Annotated in this window: 21 protein-coding genes; 17 read left to right on the top strand and 4 right to left on the bottom strand. The window is 34.1% G+C overall.

Annotation, left to right across the window (positions count from 1 at the left end; genetic code table 11):
- Positions 1–100: 100 nt before the first annotated feature.
- From miaB to ACKX2A_RS10690, 8 genes are all read left to right on the top strand, one after another.
- Positions 101–1,543 (top strand): tRNA (N6-isopentenyl adenosine(37)-C2)-methylthiotransferase MiaB, encoded by a 1,443-nt coding sequence (gene miaB, locus ACKX2A_RS10725; RefSeq protein WP_415324503.1) that lies wholly within the window; start codon positions 101–103, stop codon positions 1,541–1,543.
- Positions 1,544–1,607: 64 nt separating this feature from the next.
- Positions 1,608–2,039, top strand: a complete 432-nt coding sequence (locus ACKX2A_RS10720; protein ID WP_415324501.1) for a hypothetical protein — start codon at positions 1,608–1,610, stop codon at positions 2,037–2,039.
- A gap of 86 nt (positions 2,040–2,125) precedes the next feature.
- Positions 2,126–3,418 carry a sigma-54 interaction domain-containing protein gene (locus ACKX2A_RS10715; RefSeq protein ID WP_415324499.1) on the top strand — a complete coding sequence of 431 codons (1,293 nt, stop codon included), beginning with the start codon at positions 2,126–2,128 and terminating at the stop codon, positions 3,416–3,418.
- An 8-nt stretch (positions 3,419–3,426) separates the two neighbouring features.
- On the top strand, positions 3,427–4,119 hold the full coding sequence (locus ACKX2A_RS10710) for a hypothetical protein (protein WP_415324498.1): 693 nt from the start codon (positions 3,427–3,429) through the stop codon (positions 4,117–4,119).
- Positions 4,116–4,640 carry an LptE family protein gene (locus tag ACKX2A_RS10705; protein ID WP_415324496.1) on the top strand — a complete coding sequence of 175 codons (525 nt, stop codon included), beginning with the start codon at positions 4,116–4,118 and terminating at the stop codon, positions 4,638–4,640. Before ACKX2A_RS10710 ends, ACKX2A_RS10705 begins: the two co-directional genes overlap by 4 nt.
- A 1-nt stretch (position 4,641) precedes the next feature.
- The gene (locus ACKX2A_RS10700; RefSeq protein WP_415324494.1) at positions 4,642–5,112 is read left to right on the top strand and encodes a hypothetical protein; all 471 of its coding nucleotides are present in this window, start codon (positions 4,642–4,644) and stop codon (positions 5,110–5,112) included.
- Complete coding sequence (locus ACKX2A_RS10695) at positions 5,103–6,719, top strand: hypothetical protein (protein ID WP_415324492.1); 1,617 nt, start codon at positions 5,103–5,105, stop codon at positions 6,717–6,719. The genes ACKX2A_RS10700 and ACKX2A_RS10695 overlap by 10 nt, the downstream gene beginning before the upstream one ends.
- 11 nt (positions 6,720–6,730) lie before the next feature.
- Positions 6,731–6,919, top strand: coding sequence for a hypothetical protein (locus tag ACKX2A_RS10690; RefSeq protein ID WP_415324491.1), 189 nt, complete (start codon positions 6,731–6,733; stop codon positions 6,917–6,919).
- A gap of 34 nt (positions 6,920–6,953) precedes the next feature.
- On the opposite strand, the gene ACKX2A_RS10685 is transcribed toward ACKX2A_RS10690, so the two are convergent.
- The 4 genes from ACKX2A_RS10685 to ACKX2A_RS10670 all read right to left on the bottom strand — a co-directional run bounded on the left by ACKX2A_RS10685 (position 6,954) and on the right by ACKX2A_RS10670 (position 9,622).
- On the bottom strand, positions 6,954–7,565 hold the full coding sequence (locus ACKX2A_RS10685) for a DUF4126 domain-containing protein (protein WP_415324490.1): 612 nt from the start codon (positions 7,563–7,565) through the stop codon (positions 6,954–6,956).
- Between the two features lie 194 nt (positions 7,566–7,759).
- Positions 7,760–8,134: a ribonuclease P protein component gene (gene rnpA / locus ACKX2A_RS10680; protein ID WP_415324488.1), complete on the bottom strand. Its 375-nt coding sequence runs from the start codon at positions 8,132–8,134 to the stop codon at positions 7,760–7,762.
- 143 nt (positions 8,135–8,277) lie between these two features.
- On the bottom strand, positions 8,278–9,003 hold the full coding sequence (locus tag ACKX2A_RS10675; RefSeq protein ID WP_415324486.1) for a ThiF family adenylyltransferase: 726 nt from the start codon (positions 9,001–9,003) through the stop codon (positions 8,278–8,280).
- Positions 8,996–9,622 carry a TatD family hydrolase gene (locus ACKX2A_RS10670; RefSeq protein ID WP_415324484.1) on the bottom strand — a complete coding sequence of 209 codons (627 nt, stop codon included), beginning with the start codon at positions 9,620–9,622 and terminating at the stop codon, positions 8,996–8,998. Before ACKX2A_RS10670 ends, ACKX2A_RS10675 begins: the two co-directional genes overlap by 8 nt.
- Positions 9,623–9,719: 97 nt before the next feature.
- Between ACKX2A_RS10670 and ACKX2A_RS10665 the strand changes: the two genes are divergently transcribed.
- From ACKX2A_RS10665 to ACKX2A_RS10625, 9 genes are all read left to right on the top strand, one after another.
- Positions 9,720–10,349 (top strand): TetR/AcrR family transcriptional regulator, encoded by a 630-nt coding sequence (locus tag ACKX2A_RS10665; protein ID WP_415324482.1) that lies wholly within the window; start codon positions 9,720–9,722, stop codon positions 10,347–10,349.
- 103 nt (positions 10,350–10,452) lie between these two features.
- On the top strand, positions 10,453–11,448 hold the full coding sequence (locus ACKX2A_RS10660) for an outer membrane protein assembly factor BamD (RefSeq protein ID WP_415324480.1): 996 nt from the start codon (positions 10,453–10,455) through the stop codon (positions 11,446–11,448).
- A 42-nt stretch (positions 11,449–11,490) separates the two neighbouring features.
- Entirely contained in the window at positions 11,491–11,814 is a 324-nt protein-coding gene (locus ACKX2A_RS10655) for a DNA-directed RNA polymerase subunit omega (RefSeq protein WP_034681463.1), read from the top strand.
- A gap of 120 nt (positions 11,815–11,934) precedes the next feature.
- Positions 11,935–13,137: a bifunctional phosphopantothenoylcysteine decarboxylase/phosphopantothenate--cysteine ligase CoaBC gene (gene coaBC / locus ACKX2A_RS10650; RefSeq protein WP_415324477.1), complete on the top strand. Its 1,203-nt coding sequence runs from the start codon at positions 11,935–11,937 to the stop codon at positions 13,135–13,137.
- 36 nt (positions 13,138–13,173) lie between these two features.
- Positions 13,174–14,082, top strand: a complete 909-nt coding sequence (locus ACKX2A_RS10645; protein ID WP_415324476.1) for a DUF4835 family protein — start codon at positions 13,174–13,176, stop codon at positions 14,080–14,082.
- A gap of 67 nt (positions 14,083–14,149) precedes the next feature.
- Positions 14,150–15,799: a DNA repair protein RecN gene (locus tag ACKX2A_RS10640; RefSeq protein WP_415324474.1), complete on the top strand. Its 1,650-nt coding sequence runs from the start codon at positions 14,150–14,152 to the stop codon at positions 15,797–15,799.
- 429 nt (positions 15,800–16,228) lie between these two features.
- Entirely contained in the window at positions 16,229–17,695 is a 1,467-nt protein-coding gene (locus ACKX2A_RS10635; protein ID WP_415324472.1) for a DUF5687 family protein, read from the top strand.
- A gap of 1 nt (position 17,696) precedes the next feature.
- Positions 17,697–18,437, top strand: a complete 741-nt coding sequence (locus ACKX2A_RS10630; RefSeq protein WP_415324471.1) for an ABC transporter ATP-binding protein — start codon at positions 17,697–17,699, stop codon at positions 18,435–18,437.
- A 71-nt stretch (positions 18,438–18,508) separates the two neighbouring features.
- Positions 18,509–19,444, top strand: a complete 936-nt coding sequence (locus ACKX2A_RS10625; protein WP_415324469.1) for a Dyp-type peroxidase — start codon at positions 18,509–18,511, stop codon at positions 19,442–19,444.
- Positions 19,445–19,626 lie beyond the last annotated feature (182 nt).

Raw genomic sequence — 19,626 nt, 5'->3', positions numbered from 1 at the left:
ATTTTGTATCTTTGCAAATTCAACAAGTTCAAAGTTTAAAAAAAATCAACGTCGGAAAAAACATTGAGCTTAACATTTTGAACCTTAAATAGACACTACAGTGCAAGAAAAATATATAGACGAGACAAAACAGGGAGAAGCTTTCGCAATTGCGGAAAAAGAGGGAAACTCTAAGAAATTATTCTTGGAGAGCTATGGTTGTCAGATGAATTTCTCTGATTCTGAAATCGTTGCCTCAATTCTTAATGAACAAGGATACAACACCACTCTTAAAGTAGAAGAAGCGGATCTTATCCTATTAAATACATGTTCAATCCGTGAAAAAGCAGAACAAACTGTGAGAATGCGTCTTTCTCAGTTTAAAAATCTGAAAAAAGAAAAACCAAACATGACGGTTGGTGTTCTTGGTTGCATGGCTGAAAGATTGAAAACCAAATTCTTAGAAGAAGAACAACTGGTTGACCTTGTTGTTGGCCCGGATGCATACAGAGACTTACCCAACCTTTTAAAAGAAACGGAAGACGGAAGAGATGCCATCAATGTAATTCTTTCAAAGGAAGAGACTTATGCGGATATTAATCCGGTTCGCTTGGGTGGAAATGGTGTTACAGCTTTTGTTACGATTACGAGAGGTTGTGATAATATGTGTACATTCTGTGTCGTTCCATTTACAAGAGGTCGTGAAAGAAGCCGCGATCCGCACTCAATTCTGGAAGAATGCAAAAGCCTTTGGGAAAGCGGTTACAAAGAAATTACTTTATTAGGTCAAAATGTAGATTCTTACCTTTGGTACGGAGGAGGTCCTAAGAAAGATTTCGCAAAAGCATCAGAAATGCAGAAGGCAACAGCTGTAAATTTTGCTCAGTTGCTTGATTTAGTTGCCAAAGCTATTCCTGAAATGAGAATCAGATTCTCGACTTCAAATCCACAGGATATGAGTCTTGACGTATTCAAAATGATGGCGAAGCATGATAATATTTGTAAATACGTTCATTTACCGGTTCAAAGTGGAAGTAACAATATGTTGGAAGCGATGAACAGACAACATACGCGTGAAGAATATTTAGATTTAATTAAAAAAGCTAAAGAAATCGTTCCTGAAGTTGCATTTTCGCAAGATATGATCGTAGGTTTCTGCAACGAAACTGAAGAAGATCATCAAGATACATTAAGCTTAATGAGAGAGGTGGAATATGACTACGGTTATATGTTCGCTTACTCTGAAAGACCCGGAACTCCAGCTCACAAGAAAATGGAGGACAATATTCCTGCTGATGTTAAACAAAGACGTTTAGCGGAAGTGATTGCTTTACAGGGAGAATTGTCTAGAAAACGTATGAAATCTTACGTTGGAAAAACGCACAAAATTTTAATTGAAGGTATTTCCAAAAAAAATAAAAACCAGTGGAAAGGAAGAAATTCTCAAAATGCTGTTTGCGTTTTCGATATGCTGGAAGGACAAAAGATTGGTGATATTGTGGATGTTTTTGTATTTGATAACACACAGGGCACACTTTTAGGAGAAACGGTAAATAATAACTAATTTGGCTTATTCAGCTTAAAGATTTAAATATAAATTATTATCAATATTAAAATAAACTCAGACAATGGAAAAATTTCATAAATATTGCCTAAGTGTATTATTGGTAATAATCTGCAGTAACATTTCGGCGCAGATCAGTAATGGAACTGTTGAAAGTGAGGACTGTAAACAATTATATGAACTTTATAATCAGATTTTAAATCATGATTGTGAAGTGACAAGGCAACTTTGTGTTAAAGAAAATTCAAGACACAATTTCGCCATCAATCAAAAGCAAAATGCGATTGATCTTATTGGTAAAATTTTCCCTGAAAAAGCAAAAGAAAATCCTTATCATAATAAAACCGGAGCAAACTTTTCTGAAAAAGAAAAGCACAGTCTGCTCCTGAAAAACTTTGAGAAAAACAGGAAAGACAATCTCTTTGCTGCAATTTTATATTTTAAAAGTAAAGTTTCAAAAATCAGAAACAAAGATTATTTAGAATTAATTGGTTAAAATTTTCAATCAAATTATTTAATCCAATTAACAGATTTACAGTTTTTAATGTGAATCAAATTTAAAATCAATAATCAAATTTACTTATGAGCAACGAGCTACAAAATATAAAAAACCGTTTCGGAATTATCGGAAATTTTCCGGCTTTAAACCGAGCTTTAGAAAAATCTATTCAAGTCGCGCCAACCGACATTTCAGTCCTTGTGATAGGAGAAAGTGGGGTTGGTAAAGAATTTATTCCGAAAATTATTCATTCAGAATCTAAGAGAAAACATCAACCTTACATCGTCGTCAACTGTGGTGCAATTCCGGAAGGAACCATTGATTCTGAACTTTTTGGACACGAAAAAGGTGCATTTACAGGGGCAACTGCAACCAGAAAAGGTTATTTTGAGGTTGCCGATGGCGGAACAATTTTCCTTGATGAGGTTGGAGAATTGCCTTTGCAGACACAAGTTCGTTTGTTAAGAGTTTTGGAAAGCGGTGAATTCATGAAAGTTGGATCTTCGCAGGTGCAGAAAACAAACGTAAGAATTGTTGCAGCAACCAACGTGAACATGATGAAGGCGATTCAGGACGGAAGATTTCGTGAAGATTTGTATTATCGTCTAAATACAGTGCAAATCGATATGCCTCCTTTAAGAGAAAGAAAAGGAGACATTCATTTATTATTCCGAAAGTTTGCTATAGATTTTGCTGAAAAATACAGAATGCCCGAACTAGAACTGGAGCCAAGCGCTGTTCATTATATTGAAAATTACACTTTCCCCGGAAATATTCGTCAACTGAGAAATTTGGTTGAACAAATGACGGTTGTGGAAAGAAACAGACACGTAACGGTTGATAAATTAGCAGAATATATTCCGATGGAAACGCATTTGCCGATGGTGGTAAATCAGCCAAACGGACAAAAACAAACCGACTTCGGAAGTGAAAGAGAAATTATGTATAAAATTCTCTTTGATATGCGAAACGATATTAATGATTTAAAATCCTTAACTTCGGAATTGATAAAGAATCGGGGAACAGGCGATTTGAGTAACCATGAGAAAAATTTAATCAACAGAATTTACACTCCTGAGCCTCAGCAAAATGTATCCCAAAATTCTTTACTGTATTTTGAAAACAGCAATAATGAAAATCCTGTAATTCAAACCCCGACTATTATTTCAAGTCCCGAAGATAGCTATGAAGATTTTGAAGATATTGAAATTGAGGAAAACAGACCAGAATCTTTATCGCTTCAGAATAATGAAAAAGATTTAATTATCAAAGCATTAGAAAAGCATAAAGGTCGTAGGAACAAGGCCGCGGATGAATTGGGAATTTCACAAAGAACTTTATACAGAAAAATAAAACAATATAACTTAGAAGAATAAAATTAACCATGAATTTTGATTTAATTACAAACAAAGGCTATGATTTTAAAATAGGAAAATATATTTCTGATGGCTTTGAACTTTTTAAAAAAGATATAGGAGGATTTATTTTAGCTACATTGCTTGCTATTGTGATGAGTATAATTCCATTTTGCGGAATAGTTGCAATGGGTAATTTTCTTAAAATCTGCAAAAAAGTAGATCAAGGACAAAAAGTAGATGCAGGAGATATTTTCGATTTCACAGATTTTTGGGTGTATTTCAAATTTTTACTTTTAGTGCTAGCGATAGTATTTGTTTTAATGATTCCTTTACAGATTTCATTGATGCCTATTTTTATTGCAGCTCAGGAAGATGGCGAGCATGTAAATCCCGCAGTTTTATTTGGAGGATTGGGAATTTGGTTTTTCCTGTACATTATATTTTTGTTTGCACTTAGTGTATCATTCTATTTTGTTCAGCCTCTGATCTCACTTCATAGAATACAAAGTGTAAGGCAGGCATATTCACTTTCTTGGAAAATTGCGAAAAAGAATTTTTTTATGATTTTTCTTTTTATTATCGTTGTAGGGATTATTGCAGAAATAGGATTTTTGGCTTGCGGTATAGGGTTAATTTTTACAATTCCACTGGGAATTTGTATTAAATATGTTAGTTTTAAAGACGTTTTAGAAACGCAAAATCAAAAAGTAGGTTTATGAGTAAGATAAAAATTATCTTTGGATTTATTATTCTTTCATTGTTTCAGCAGTGTTATTCTTTCACAGGTTCATCTCTTACAGATGAAAAAACAGTGCAGATCAATGAATTTCCGAACAATGCAGCTTTGGTAAATCCTACTTTATCACAGCAGTTTTCTACGGATATCCAAAATCGATTTTTACAGAGAACAACCTTAAAAGGAACGAAAGAAAATCCTGATATTCTGATCGAAGGAGAGATCACAGATTATTCTATTACACCGACTACGATTGGGTCTAATACGATTACCAATCAAAATACGGGTGGTGTGGTGAATGAGTCACAGAACAAATTGACGATCACCGTAAAAGTTCATTATGAAAATAAACTTCATCCGGATTCTAGTTTCGACAGAAGCTATTCTGATGAAGCGGTTTTCAACAGTAATTTATCACAATCTGAGATCGAATCTTCTCAGGTGAAAATTGCAACGGACAGGATTATAAATAAGATATTTAACGACATTGTAGCGAATTGGTAAGATGAATCATAGAGTTTTAGAATTATTAAAGACCCCAAAAAACATTCAATCAGAGGATCTCGATCTTTTGAAAGAGGAAATTAATTCTTTTCCCTATGTTCAGAATATCAGAGCCTTATATTTGTATGGTGTGAATTTGTATGATAAAGAGAATTATCAGAAAGTTCTTTCCACAACAGCGGCTTATACTACGGATAAAAAGATTTTATATCAACTAATAAACGGGAAGATACAGCAGAAACTAAAACCGGAATTTCAGCCGGAACCGGTGAAAGAAAAGATAATTCCTGCAGAAAATCCATTGAAAATATTACATCAGGCAAAAGCATCTGGTTTTCCCTTGAAAAGAGAAGAACCGACTGTTTCTAAGTCTGAAATTGTTGAAAATCCTCAAACCGAAGAGGTCTTAGAAAAAAAGAAAAAACTTGCATTCTTCCGGCTCCTCAACCGGAAATCAAACATGTGTATGTAAACGGAGAACGTAACCGAATTTTATTTGAAGGGGAGGAAAACTTTTTGGATGATGAAAATGTAGAAAAGATTGATCTTGAATCGACTTTAGAATCCGGATCGATTGTTACTCAGAAAGTTGAGAAAAAAGAGAACGTTGAATCAGTGAAAGAAGAGGTTCAGCAAAACGAAATTGTTTCTGAAACTCAAGATTCTGAAGCCGTTGATGAAATTCCAGAATTTACTCCTGAAACTATTATTGAAGAAGAAAAGACTGAATCTGAAAAAGAAGAAATTCAGGACGAAACTCAGACAAGTTTTCATGAGATAGAACCGATTGATTCTCAAATTGAAAAAGAAGAGATTAAAGAAGAGGAAATTATTAATGAAGATTTAGGAGATACTGGAACTGTTGAAGAAACAGCAGATTTTACACCTGAAAAAATCATTAATGAAGATAAAATTTCATCTGAAAAAGAAGAAAAAACTGTTCGTGATGATTCTGAATTAAGTTTCCACGGAATGGAATCTTTCTTGCCGGAAGTTAAAATTCAGGCGAATAATACGGAAGAAATTTCAAAAGAGATTCCTCAATCCAACATCAACAAACATGAAGACGAAATGCGTCGTTTGATTGAAGAGGTTGAGAAAAAAATGAAAGAAAAGGCTGTTTCTGAAGTTAAAAAAGAAGAAAAAGAGCCGGAAAATATCAGTCATGACATCAGTTTTTCAGAAACTCAAAGTTTTGATGTAAAACCGACTGAAACAAAAGCACAAGAAAAGGAGATTGAAAGTATTCAAACTGAAATTGAAGAGCCTAAAGACGAAATTGTTGAGGAAATTGCCAAACCCATTGCAGAAGAATCAACACAAGTGACATCTTCTTGGAAACCAATGTCTTTTGAATCTCACGTTCCGGATTCTATGCTTAATAAAACTGCGGAAATTCCTCAACCAGAAACAGAAACAAAAGCTCCGAAATTTGAGGAAATTCAACCAGAAAAAATCAAAATTGAAGAACCAAGAGTAATTGAACAAGAGACAGAAGTAACATCTGAGGAAGAAATTGAAAAAGAATCTGTTTCTGAAGTTCAAAATGAAGAAGATAAAACAGAAGAAAAAGACAACGTCCCTGTCATAAATGTTTCTTTCTTCGGATCTGATATTTCGAAATGGACGGTTGCTGAATCTAAAAAAGAAGAGGAAAACGCAAAAACAGCTGAAAAAGCTGAGGAAGTTGAAAAGCCTATTCAAAAGATAACTCCAAGTATTTTAGACAGCAATGTTCCAGGATTTATTAACACTTGGCAAAGCTGGTTGAAAATCAACAGAGTAGAAGAAGCTCCTGAAAAAGAAAAAGAAGAAATTAAAACCAAAGCGATTGAGACTTTTATTGAAACCAATCCTAGAATTAGTCAATTAAAAGATGAGAGCAGCTATGTTGTGAAAGAGAAAAACGACGATATTTCACATTTGATGACAGAAACTCTGGCAACGCTTTATTTTGAACAAAAACTATACACAAAAGCCATCAAAGCATTTGAAATTTTGATCAAGAAAACTCCTGAGAAAAAAGAATATTTTGAAGGTAAAATTCAGGAAATTAAAGATTTTAGAAGCAAAGGATAACTTAATAATTTATGATAAATACACTAATAATCACTCCCTACAACATACTATTCGCTGCTTTGGCAGTAATGGTTTTATATGTTTTCGCAATTTCAATTTTATTTAAAAATAAATCTGGAATTTTATCTTATTTAGCATTAATTATTTTTCCAATTTTTGGTCCTCTGGGAATCATTTTTGGAAATTATTGTAAGAAATAAAACAAAGCGACGAATACTTATCGTCGCTTTTTTATTAAATATCATTATTGGCTAAATCTTTTTTATTTCGAAATTTCCGCCAAATTTTTCGTCCAAAGAAAATTACCAGAATGACCAATCCGATGGCACAAATCGCTGCAAAAATAGGTGCTGCCATTGCTAAGATTGCCATAATTCCGGCTCCTGCTGTTTCTGTTGTTCCGACCACCGAATTTCCCAATCCGCCTGTTGTTGCGGTAGAAGCCGCACGAAGTCCTGCGAAACCCGAACTTATTGTTGCCGCCGTTCCTCCGCCTGCAATCAATGCCAATGCCCATTGTGGAAAAGTTCCCAAATCCGCAAACTGACTGGCAAATAATACAGAACCTGCAACAGTCGCCATCGGAACGGAAATAGTATCCAACAAATGATCGATAAAAGGAATATAATACGCTAAAATTTCAACAATTGTCGCGATTCCTGTGGTAATAAGCGTCGGAAGTCCTGCAAGCCATTCAAACTGGTCATTCATAGGAATCCAGTGCAGATAAGAAGCCAGACTTACAGCAAACATAGGAAGAAATACCCTGAAACCGGTTGCTGCAGCTAAACCAATACCAATAAATGCACTCAGGACATAAGGTAAGTAGGGAACATTGTCTAACATGTTAATTTTCAGATTTATTGTTTTCCCTAAAGTTACAAAAAAATAAATTCTACGGATTTATTTAAGAAAGTAAAAAATATCCTCAATCATCTGTGTAAATCCGTGTAATCTGTGGAAAAAATTAACCACAGATTTTCACAAATCTTAACTGATGTTTGCGTTTTATTTTAAAGAATTATAATTAAAAATGAAAATCAAGACTTCTTTTGAGATTGACAAAGCTTAATAAACTGCGCCTCCACATCCTGAAATTTCTGCGGCATTTCCGACGAAGCCCAAAACATCATGGCGATCGTTTTTTCTCCAAAAGCTTCCTTAAAAAGGTCTTTATTCAGACGATAACATTCTCTCAAAAGTCTTTTGATGCGATTTCTATGAACTGCTTTCTTGAAATATTTTTTAGAAACGGAAACCGCAAACTTGGTGCTTTCAACCGGAATTGTGGGCTTGTTTTTTAGGATAATAATTCTCAAATTCCCATTCGTTCTCCATTTACCTTTTTCGAAAAGTAAAGAGATTTCGGTATTTGTTTTGAGTTTTTCGGCTCTGGGATATTTGAAGTTTGTCATTTACGGAATGTAAATATAGTATATTTTTGTTTGTTTTGAGATGCTTCGACAGGTCCAGCATGACTTCTAATACTAATTTTAGTTACAATTTGTAGCGATTTCATGCTGAGCCTGCCGAAGCATCTTTTAATATTGTTAAAATTTTAATCTCTTTTCAATAAATTATTAATAACCTCCGAAGCTGTATATAAACCAAAAATTGCAGGCATATAACTTATCGTTCCGTAAAACGATCTTTTATAATTGGTTCCGTCCGTCATCTTTAAACTGTCTTCATCCTGAATATCATTGGCAAAAACACAACGAACACCTCGGTCGATTTTCTCTTTTTTTAGCCTTTTTCTTACTTGTCTTGCAAGATGACAATGCTCAGTTTTGCTGATGTCTCTTACCATAACTTTACTTGGATCGGTTTTTCCGCCGGCTCCCATTGAGCTTACAATTTTTATTTTTCTTCTCTTTGCAGCAATAATTAAAGTAAGTTTTGGGGTTACGCTATCGATACAATCCAACACATAATCGAATTTTGCAGAATCCAACACTTCATCCATTCTTTCAGGATTTAGAAACTCATTGATTTTAGTTAAATTAAGCTTAGGATTAATATCCAAAAGTCTTTCCGCAACTACTTCTACTTTATGTTTCCCGATTGTTGAATGTAAAGCGGGTAATTGTCTGTTAATGTTGGTAATATCTACTGTGTCGCCGTCTACAATCGTCATGTTTCCCACTCCGGCTCTGGCTAAAAATTCTGCCGCGAAAGAACCAACTCCGCCCAAACCAACAACCAGAACCGTTGCTTTATTCAACTTTTCCAAACCTTCTTCTTTGATTAGAAGCTCTGTTCTTTCCAACCAGTTTTTATCCATTTTTTATTGTCTCTAAATTTTCTAAAATTTGTTTGTTTAAATTTTCCAGTGAAATTTCCTTAAGTTCCGAAACTTTCAGGTACAATTTTTCGATGCTGAAATCGTCGTTGTCGGTTTCTAAAAAGATTTTATTTAAAGGAGTAATTTTCAAAGTATTTTGCAAAGATAAATTATACAAAACAGCTTTTCCAAAACTCAGATAAAAATTATTTTTAAGTAAATCTTTCGAAATGCTCTCTTTTTTATTAAAACCATGAATAATCATAGGTTGTTTCGCATATTTTTTAAAAGAAATTACTTCATAAAATTTTCTCACACAATGAATAATAATTGGTTTTTTAATCTCATTAGCGAGTTTTATTTGTCTTAAAAAAACTTCTTCCTGTATTTTCTGATCAATTTCTACAAAAGAATCCAAGCCGCATTCTCCAATTGCAAAACAGTTTTCTGTAATATTTGATTTTAACCAATCGAATTGATTTTCAATGTTATTCATGTCAATATCTTTCGGATGAATGCCAATCGAATATGGAAAATCCATCGGAACTCCTTCCAGATCGAGGTTGTAAATTCCAACGTGAATATTTTTCTTATGATGATGAAAATCAAAAAAATCCATTTTCAAAAATACTATTAATTTAGATTTAACGTAAATTTCTTAAACGAACGTTTATAAATCTGTTAAAAATTTCTTAACTTTACTCAAAGTACACTTCATGAAGAAAAAATTTACAGAAAAACAAATTCACATTTTAGACATTGCCGAAGAGCTGATTGCAAAAAAAGGCTACGAAGGCACATCGGTAAGAGACATCTGTTCCAAAGCCAATATCAACGTCGCGATGATCTCTTATTATTTTGGTTCAAAGGAAAAAATGATGTCGTATCTCTATCAGTACAGAGTGCTTAAAACCAGAGAGAATTTTTCGGAATTTGCGGACACTATCAAAGACGGAAAGCCTGAAATGCAGATGAAGGAAATTATTAAATATATTGTTGGTCAGTTATTTAAATATAATTATTTCCATGGCTTCGTCACGCAGGAACTTCGTCATACCGATAATTTAAAAGATGAACTATTAGATTTTTATCAATTATTCGTCAAAAAATTGGATGAAGTTATTAAAAAAGGGGTGGCTTCCGGAGTCTTCACGTTCACTCCAAAACCGGAGGATATTCTTACAACTATTATTGGCTCTACTTTATTTGTAATTCGAAACAGAAATTTTTATGAATTATATGTTCCGAATAAAAACGAAGAAACCTATTCAAAAGAAGCAGAAAAAAAGGTAAGGATGAATCTCTTAATGAGTGTTTTTGCAATTTTGGGATACGCTGCAGACTAAATTTACGTTAAATAATCATAAAAAAAAATCTATTGACAAAAAAGTTATATTTTTGCAAATTAGTAGATCGGTGATATAATCCGAAAACTGTTGAATTTTTTATATGAAAAAATATATTTTAGGTCTTTTTGCTGTAGCTGTAGTAGCATCATGTGTAAGTCAGCAGGAAAAAGCAATGAAAAGTGCTGATAAGAATTTCATTTTGAAAGCGGCTAATGAAAACTTCGCTAAAAAGAAGTGGAAGAATGCATTGGCTCTTTACGACAGACTTCCGAATCTTGTTGCAGGAACGGATGACGCTCCAAACGTAGTTTTCAATTCTGCTTATGCGAATTACTATGATAAAAATTACAAATTGGCAGGGCATCAGTTCAAAAATTTTGCAGTAAGTTTTCCTCAGGATAGCAGAAAAGAAGAGGCAGCTTATATGTCGGCTTTATGTTATTATGAAGGATCTATGGATTATAACTTAGATCAATCCAGCACACAATTGGCAATCAATGAGCTACAGGATTTCCTGAATAACTATCCAAGTTCTGAAAGAGCAAAAAATATCAGTACGCTTATTGATGAACTTTCGTATAAATTAGAATTCAAAGCTTACGAAAACGGAAGACAATACTTCAATATGGGTGAGTACAAAGCAGCAAACGTAGCTTTGGAAAACGTATTGGAAGACTTTCCAAGTACAAAACTTCGTCCGAAAATTTACGATTATATCTTAGATTCACGGTATAAGTTGGCAGAAAAATCGATTTATGATCTTAAAGATGAGCGTATCGAAAGCGCATTGGCTTTCACAAGACAGGTTGAAAAAGAAATGCCAAATACGGATCTTTCGAAAAAGGCTGTAAGCCTTAGAGAGAAACTTGAAAAAGATAAGAAAGATTTTGTAGTTGTAAAAAAACAAACTGAAGCAAGAATCGCGGCATTAACGGAAAGACAAAAAAGACTTGAAGCTCAGAATGCAGATAAGTCAAAAACCGAGCAACAGGCGAAAGATCAGGTAGAGGCAGAGAAAAAAGCAATGCAGATTCAGAGGGATAGTGCAGCACTTAGTACACCTCCACCTGCGGCGACTTTCAAAATTCAAAGATAATTCGTAAATTTGCGAACTTAAATAAAAATTAATTTTCTCAAAATGAGTGTAAAAGATACAAAAGCAGAAGTAAATACTATTACTTACGATAAGGATAAGATTGAAGACAAAGTAGGTTCAATCTACGAAGCGATTGTTATCATGGGAAAGAGAGCAGAGCAGATCAATGCTGAAATTCGTACTGAATTGCACAACAAATTAGACGAATTCGCTGTTCACAATTCTACATTAGAAGAAGTTTTCGAAAACAGAGAGCAAATCGAGATCTCTAAACATTACGAAAAACTTCCAAAGCCAACTTCTATCGCAATTGAAGAGTGGTTGAACGAAGACGTATACTTCAGAAAAACTGAAGAAAGAAAATAAAAACAATTTTGTTTTTTATAAATGAAGGTCATAAGGGAAATTTTCTTTATGACCTTTGTTGTTTCAATCTGTTTGTGAGAAAAAATAAGTAATTTAGTATTCTTAAAAAATTAAAACTAAATGAGTCTTTCCGGTAAAAAAATTCTCATCGCAATTTCTGGAGGTATTGCTGCTTATAAAATTCACTTTCTTATCCGAGATTTTGTAAAAAAAGGAGCGGAAGTTCAGGTGATTATGACTCCCGATGCAGAAAATTTTGTAACCAAACTGAGTATTTCTACTTTATCGAAAAAACCTGTTTATACAGATTTTTACAGCGACAACGGAACGTGGAACAGTCATGTGGAAATGGCTTTGTGGGCGGATGTGATGGTGGTTGCACCTTGCACCGCAAATACACTTTCGAAAATGGTTCACGGAATGTGTGATAATTTAGTGATTGCTACTTATATGTCTGCAAAATGTCCTGTATTTATAGCACCCGCAATGGATTTGGATATGTATGTTCACCCTTCTACAAAGAAAAATTTAGACCTGGCAGAAAGTTTCGGGCATATGATTGTTCCTGCAGAAAATGGTGAGTTGGCAAGTGGCTTGATCGGGCAGGGAAGAATGGCAGAACCGGAAACAATAGCCCAAAAAGTGGAAGATTTTTTTGATTCAAACATTAAAAAAACTTTAGAAGGAAAAACAGTTTTAATTACCGCCGGACCAACTTATGAAGCGATTGATCCTGTGAGATTTATCGGAAATCATTCTTCAGGGAAAATGGGATTTTCTTTGGCGGAAGAAGCTTCAAGAAGAGGAGCAAAAGTTATTTTAATTTCAGGACCAAGTTCTCAAAAAATCAATGACCAAAATGTTGAGTTGCATAAAGTGACTTCGGCTCAAGAAATGTTATCAAAAGTTTTCGAATTTTATGATAAAATAGACATCGGGATTGCGAGTGCTGCTGTGGCAGACTATGCTCCGAAGGAAGTTGCCAAAGAGAAGATCAAGAAAAATGATGAAAGTCTGACGATTGAACTTATCAAAAATCCGGACATTCTTCGAACAATGGGCGAAAAGAAAACCCATCAGTTTCTGGTTGGTTTTGCTTTGGAAACGCAGAATGAAGAAGAAAATGCAAAAGGAAAACTAGAAAAGAAAAATCTGGATATGATTGTTTTAAACTCGCTTCGTGATGAAGGCGCAGGTTTTAAAAATGATACCAACAAAATAAAAATATTTACCAAAACGGAAAAGAAAGAATTCAACCTAAAATCTAAAGACGATGTCGCAAAAGATATTCTCGATTTCGTTGAGTCTCAACTTTTAAAATAATTTTAATAAATTTCCGTTCTCAATTTTTAATAGATAATGAAAAAAACTTTAAGCATATTTTTACTGCTGTTTTTATTTAATTTCAGCTTTTCTCAGGAGCTTCTGTCGACTGTTCAGGTGAATTCCCAGCAATTGGGAGGAAGTAATCAGTCTGCTTACAAGGCATTGGAGAAAAGCTTAAGAGATTTTATTAACAATACAAGCTGGACAGGAAAAAGACTTCAGAATTTCGAGAAAATAAAGTGCAATTTTGCTGTCGTTATTTCTGAAAGAGACGGAAACCGCTTCAGAGGAAGTATCGTTATTCAGGCAGTTCGTCCGGTTTTTAATACAACATACGAATCGCCGTTGCTGAATCTTCAGGATACAAGATTTTCTTTCGATTATGTTGAAAATGAGAATCTTATTTTTAATGAAAGACAATTTTCAGGAAAAAATTTGATCGATGTTATCAGCTTTTATGTGTATGTAATTTTAGGTTATGATGCAGACAGCTTTCAATCGATGGGCGGAACACAGTGGTTCCAAAAAGCTCAGCAGATTGCTCAGAATGGGGAATCTCAGAACACATATGATGGTTGGAAACAGATCAACGAACCAAGAAGCCGCTCTATTTTAATTAAAGAAATCATGAGTCCGAACTGGAGCCAGGTTCGTGCAACGATATATTCTTATCACAGAGCAGGTTTGGATAATCTATTTAATCAAGATCAGACTGCAGGTAAAAAAGTTATTTTTGATGCCTTAATGCAGTTAAAGCAATACGAAAATTCTTTTCAACAAGCATATTTTATTAATCTGTTTTTAGATAATAAAGCAGACGAAATCTTCAATATTTTCAATTCGGGGAATAATGGAGGAATCGTTTTGGGTGATCTTAAAAATGAAATGACCATCCTTTCTCCAAAAAATACAGAGTCGAAATGGAGCAGATGGAAACAGTAATTCTTCACTTGAATTCTGAGTTCTAAAGTTCTATATTTGCAATAGCCAAAACAATTTGCTACGATCAATGCTTTCGAGAATTTACATTAAAAACTTCGCCCTGATTGATACGCTTGAAGTATCATTAAACAATGGTTTACAGGTTATCACTGGGGAAACTGGTGCCGGAAAATCTATTATTTTAGGAGCTTTGCGACTTATCTTAGGTGAGAGAGCAGATGTAAAATCGATCTCAAAAGCAGAAGAAAAAAGCATTGTAGAAACTGAATTTGATTTAAATAATCAATTCAAAAAGTTCTTCGTAGAAAACGACTTGGATTACGAACATCATACGATCATCCGCAGAGAAATTCTGCCTTCCGGGAAATCGCGTGCGTTCATTAATGATGTTCCGGTGACGTTGGATATTTTAAAAGAATTATCTTCTCAATTGATTGATATTCATTCGCAGTTTGAAACCTCTAATCTTTTCACGTCAGAATATCAGTTTAAAATCATCGACGGGCTTTCGGAAAACAAACAAATTGTAGAAGATTATCAAAACCAGTTTTCCGATTTTCAAAGCTTAAAAACGCATCTTAAAAAATTGCAGACTCAGCTTTCAGAAACGAATAAAGAAAGCGATTACAAAGAGTTTTTATTGAATGAACTTGTAGAATTGAAGCTCGATGATGTAGATTATGAAGATCTGCAAAATCAGCTTTCTATTCAGGAAAATGCAGAGATGATCTCGGAAAACTTGGTTCAGGTTTTATCGAGATTTCATCAGGAAGAGGTTGGGATTTTATCTTTCTTCAATGAAGCGAAAAACAAATTATCAAAAATTGCAGAAGTTTCAACAAGTTTTGCTGAGCTTGATGAAAGGCTGGAAACTTCTTTTGTTGAATTAAAAGACATCATTTCCGAGTTGGAAAATGAGTCTGAAAAAATAGAAATCAATCCGGAAAGTTTAGCAATACTTGCGGAATTGAATAATAAAATCAATTCTCTTTTTCTTAAACATAATGTTTCTGATATCAATGAATTAAAAGAAATCAGAGATCAATTGGCTGGAGAGCAGAAAGGTGCATCCGAACTGGAAGCCAACATTGCGGAAGTTGAAGAAAACATCATTAAAAAAGAAAAAACGCTTCAATCTCTTGCTGAAAAACTGTCTAAAAACAGAAAGAAAAGCATTCCTGTTTTCATTAAAAAAGCAGAAGAATTATTAAAGAAACTTGGCTTGGAAAAAGCAAAAGTAGATATCGAACTGACGGATTCTTCGGATTTCAATCAGTTTGGAAAAGAAAATATCCAGCTTTTGTTTCAGGCAAATTCTGGTTTTCCTTTGAAGCCTATTCAAACTGCAATTTCAGGCGGTGAAAGATCTAGGGTAATGTTGGCGGTGAAGAAAATTATTGCAGAAAGCGATGAACTTCCTACTCTTATTTTAGATGAAATCGACACAGGAGTTTCAGGAAAAGTAGCCGAAGAAATCGGAAATCTGATGCGCGAAATGTCTGCGGATATGCAGCTTATCGTTATTTCTCACTTGGCACAGGTTGCTGCTAAAGGAAATAATAATTATAAGGTTGTAAAACAAGACATCGACGGAAAAACGCAGTCCACAATTGTTCCATTAAGCGACGGAGAAAAATTGAACGAAATTGCTCAATTACTTTCGGGAAGCAAAATCACCGAAGCGGCTTTGGCACAGGCGAAAGAATTGATAGGTTAAATTTCAATTGAATTTCAAATACGAAGACTTCTGAAAATCCGGAGGTCTTTTTAGTTTATTTGACTAAAGCAGATAAATGCGCTCAGTTTGTCATCCCGTAAGGATCTAAGCATAGTATTAGAAAAAATATGGAAAGATTCGAGCCTAGATTTCTACGGGATGACAATATGAGTTCTAATATTATTATTCAGACACCTTTTAAAACAAAAAAAGCTCCGATCATTCCAACCAGCCTTGTTTGAAATCCTTGTTTTAATTAAAAGAAGTTTTTATCAGATCCTATTTTAAATTTAATGAAACAACAACATCCAAACATTAAACTCTTCCACTCCAACACATAAACCCCTAAAATCCTTAAACTCTCAGACACTAAAATACAAAAACTGTAACATTTTTACCCTTATATTTACTAATATAAAAAAGATAACTATGTTTATAAAATTCCTGAGATTAGAGTTCAAAAGCTTTTTTCGTGGTTCTTCTTTAGGAATCAATCTGGCGATGAAGATTCTCCGTTTTATCGGGATTCTTTACTTTATGGGATGCTTGGTTGGAGGTGCTTTTCTTGCATTTTTCTACATTAATGAAGAGATCCACCAGAATCCGATTAAAGTTGTTTCCAAATTTTTAATTGCAGCTTGGGCGGTTGATCTGATCGTGAAATACATTTGGCAGGAAATGCCAACGCAAAACATCAAGCCTTTTCTTACCTTGAATATTTCGAAGAAAACATTGGTCAATTATATGTTAGGTAAGACGTTTCTGTCTGCTTTTAGTTGGCTTAATTCTTTATTCTTCATCACTTTTTCGTGTATTGCGATCTTCAAAGGGTACGATGTATTGGGTGTTTTAACTTGGCTGATTGGGGTTTCGCTGTTATTTTATTTAAATAATTTTATCAACATACTTTTCAACGATAAAGAAACCATTGCAGTTGTTGTCGCATGTATCTTCGCGGCGATTGGTGGACTTACGTATTACCATATCGTTCCTGTATTAGAATATTCGGAGAAGTTTTTCTTTAATTTTTATGAAAGACCTTATTTCGCGGTTATTTCAATTATGCTATTTATTGGTTTGTGGAAGATTTGTTTTAATCATATCTACAGGGTTTTCTATTTAGATCAAGGATTGGAAGCGAAAAAAACGATCGGAAAAACAGAAAACATTGCTTTCTTAAATAAATATGGTGCGGTCGGAAGTTTCATTAATAATGATATAAAAATGCTCCGCCGAAATAAAGTTACAAAAGGAATTTTACTGGGAAGCTTTATGTTTCTTTTCTACGGATTATTGATGTTTACTTCCCCGATTTATAAAACACCGACGATGACGATGTTTATGGGACTTTTCGTAACGGGAGGTTTCCAGTTTTTGTTCGGACAGCGGGTTCCGGCGTTCGACAGTTCATATTATCCTTTAATGATGACCCTGAATGTACCGTACAAAGAATATTTAAAAGCAAAATGGTGGCTAATGAATATTGTGACGGCAGCTTCTATGATATTGGCAGCGTGTTATGCCTATTTCGGATGGGAAATGTATGTTACTTTCTTGGCAGCAGGAATTTATAATATCGGGGTGAATTCCCAGTTTACGCTTTGGTCGGGCGCATTCAATAAAATGCAGATTGATCTGAATTCAAAGGAAAAAAGATTCGGACAGAAGAATAGTTTTAATATGAAATCATTATTGTTGCTGATTCCAAAAATGTTTTTACCAATGGCTGTTTTCGGATTAATGCAATATTTCTTTGGAATTACAGCAGGAGTTGTAAGTGTGGGAATTATGGGATTGATAGGGTTTTTATTTAGAGAAAAAATCTTCGATATCATCGTAAAACTTTATAAGATAGAAAAATACAGTACATTAGAAGCATTCAAAAACAAAGATTAATATGATTACTATCAATAATTTATCAAAAACTTACGGACAGGCAACTGTTCTCAATATAGAAAATCTTGAAATTCCAAACGGGGAAACATTTGGTCTGGTCGGAAACAACGGAGCTGGAAAAACAACACTTTTCAGTTTAATGTTGGATCTTATTCAGGCGACAACAGGCTTTGTAAGCATCGATGGCATCAAGGTTAACGAATCCGAAACATGGAAGAATAAAGTTTCTGCTTTTGTGGACGATTCTTTTTTGATCGGATATTTAACGCCCGAAGAATATTTCTATTTCATTGGAGAATTGAGAGGTCAGAATAAAGCTTCTGTGGATGAATTTTTAAAACAATTTCATGATCTTTTTAATGGTGAGATTTTAAATTCCGGAAAATACGTTCGCGATTTATCAAAAGGAAATCAAAAGAAAGTAGGAATTGTAGGAGCGATCATCGGAAATCCTGAAATTATTATTTTGGACGAACCTTTCGCCAATCTCGATCCTTCTACACAGATTAAACTGAAAAATTTGATTAAAGAACTATCAAAACAGGACGGCGTAACTTTCCTGATTTCAAGTCATGATCTTTCGCATACAACAGAAGTTTGCAATAGAATTGTTGTCGTAAACAAAGGGCTATTGGTGAAAGATATCCAAACCAATCCTGAAACATTGAAAGATTTGGAGCAATATTTCGCAGATCAGGTTTCTAAACCTTTAGAGACGGCTGATGTTGATGATTTGAAATAAGACATTCACTGAACCTTCAAGGTTTTTAAAATCTTGAAGGTTTGAAAATAAAAATAAAAAGACTAATAATAATGAGCATCGAATCTCAAAACGTCACCGATTATCCAAACGACAATACTATTTTCATGGTTTGGAGATTGGTAGATCATCCCGAATTGAAGGAAACTTTCCAGCAATTATGTGCTTTGGTTCTGAATCTGAATAATTCCGTTTTCAACAGATTTCCGGACAGCAGAGCAAGTTGCGTAATGGGAATTGGCTACAATGCCTGGAATATTCTTGATCTTCCAAAACCTCTTCCGAAAGAACTTGTGAATTTTGAAGAAATAAAAGGAGAAAAGCATACGGCAGTTTCAACTCCTGGAGATTTGCATTTTCATTTGAGAGCGGACGATAAAAGTATCATTTTCGATATGGCAATTGAAATTTCAAAATTATTGAGCCCCGTTGCAGAAAGCATTTTGGAAATTCATGGATTTAAATATTGGGATGATCGTTCGATTCTAGGTTTTGTGGATGGAACAGAAAATCCTCACAATGAAGACCGTGATTTTTTCGCTAAAGTTGGTGATGAAGATTTACAATATAAAGGAGGAAGTTATCTTTTCACCCAAAAATATCTTCACAATATGAATGCGTGGCGTAGCCTTTCCACAGAAGAACAGGAAAAAGTAATCGGAAGATCCAAAGAAAATGATATTGAAATGTCGGATGATGTAAAACCCTCAAATTCGCATATCGCATTGGCTAATATTGAAGGAGAAAATGGTGAAGAATTAAAGATTGTAAGAGATAATATGCCATTCGGAAGCCCGTCAACAGGAGAATTTGGAACATATTTTATTTCTTATGCCAACAAGTTTTCCACAACGAAAAAAATGCTGACGAATATGTTCATCGGCGATCCGGTCGGAAATTATGATCGAATTCTGGATTTTAGCACGGCAGTGACTGGAACTTTATTCTTTGTTCCCACAAGAAATATGTTGGATGATTTTTCAGGATAAAATATAGAGACAGAATTTTTTCTGTCTTTTTTTGATTTAATTAAAAAGGTTTTAACATCATGTTTGTCATTCCGTAGGAATCTCTACAATGCTTTTAAAATAAGAAGTTTAGATTCCTGCGGAATGACAATTGGAGTGTAAAAAATTAATCTAATAAGTAATAAAATTTGTCTTTTTTCAAA

Source organism: Chryseobacterium sp. MMS23-Vi53 (genome assembly GCF_047651245.1).
Lineage (GTDB): Bacteria > Bacteroidota > Bacteroidia > Flavobacteriales > Weeksellaceae > Chryseobacterium.
Note: the sequence above shows the minus strand (reverse complement) of the source record. Positions and strands in the feature narration are given on the sequence as shown.

Coding starts and splice junctions, on each gene's coding strand:
- ACKX2A_RS10720 (WP_415324501.1), top strand. CDS start 1,608: ATGGAAAAATTTCATAAATATTGCCTAAGTGTATTATTGGTAATAATC.
- ACKX2A_RS10715 (WP_415324499.1), top strand. CDS start 2,126: ATGAGCAACGAGCTACAAAATATAAAAAACCGTTTCGGAATTATCGGA.
- ACKX2A_RS10710 (WP_415324498.1), top strand. CDS start 3,427: ATGAATTTTGATTTAATTACAAACAAAGGCTATGATTTTAAAATAGGA.
- ACKX2A_RS10705 (WP_415324496.1), top strand. CDS start 4,116: ATGAGTAAGATAAAAATTATCTTTGGATTTATTATTCTTTCATTGTTT.
- ACKX2A_RS10700 (WP_415324494.1), top strand. CDS start 4,642: ATGAATCATAGAGTTTTAGAATTATTAAAGACCCCAAAAAACATTCAA.
- ACKX2A_RS10690 (WP_415324491.1), top strand. CDS start 6,731: ATGATAAATACACTAATAATCACTCCCTACAACATACTATTCGCTGCT.
- ACKX2A_RS10685 (WP_415324490.1), bottom strand. CDS start 7,565: ATGTTAGACAATGTTCCCTACTTACCTTATGTCCTGAGTGCATTTATT.
- rnpA (WP_415324488.1), bottom strand. CDS start 8,134: ATGACAAACTTCAAATATCCCAGAGCCGAAAAACTCAAAACAAATACC.
- ACKX2A_RS10675 (WP_415324486.1), bottom strand. CDS start 9,003: ATGGATAAAAACTGGTTGGAAAGAACAGAGCTTCTAATCAAAGAAGAA.
- ACKX2A_RS10670 (WP_415324484.1), bottom strand. CDS start 9,622: ATGGATTTTTTTGATTTTCATCATCATAAGAAAAATATTCACGTTGGA.
- ACKX2A_RS10665 (WP_415324482.1), top strand. CDS start 9,720: ATGAAGAAAAAATTTACAGAAAAACAAATTCACATTTTAGACATTGCC.
- ACKX2A_RS10660 (WP_415324480.1), top strand. CDS start 10,453: ATGAAAAAATATATTTTAGGTCTTTTTGCTGTAGCTGTAGTAGCATCA.
- ACKX2A_RS10655 (WP_034681463.1), top strand. CDS start 11,491: ATGAGTGTAAAAGATACAAAAGCAGAAGTAAATACTATTACTTACGAT.
- coaBC (WP_415324477.1), top strand. CDS start 11,935: ATGAGTCTTTCCGGTAAAAAAATTCTCATCGCAATTTCTGGAGGTATT.
- ACKX2A_RS10645 (WP_415324476.1), top strand. CDS start 13,174: ATGAAAAAAACTTTAAGCATATTTTTACTGCTGTTTTTATTTAATTTC.
- ACKX2A_RS10640 (WP_415324474.1), top strand. CDS start 14,150: ATGCTTTCGAGAATTTACATTAAAAACTTCGCCCTGATTGATACGCTT.
- ACKX2A_RS10635 (WP_415324472.1), top strand. CDS start 16,229: ATGTTTATAAAATTCCTGAGATTAGAGTTCAAAAGCTTTTTTCGTGGT.
- ACKX2A_RS10630 (WP_415324471.1), top strand. CDS start 17,697: ATGATTACTATCAATAATTTATCAAAAACTTACGGACAGGCAACTGTT.
- ACKX2A_RS10625 (WP_415324469.1), top strand. CDS start 18,509: ATGAGCATCGAATCTCAAAACGTCACCGATTATCCAAACGACAATACT.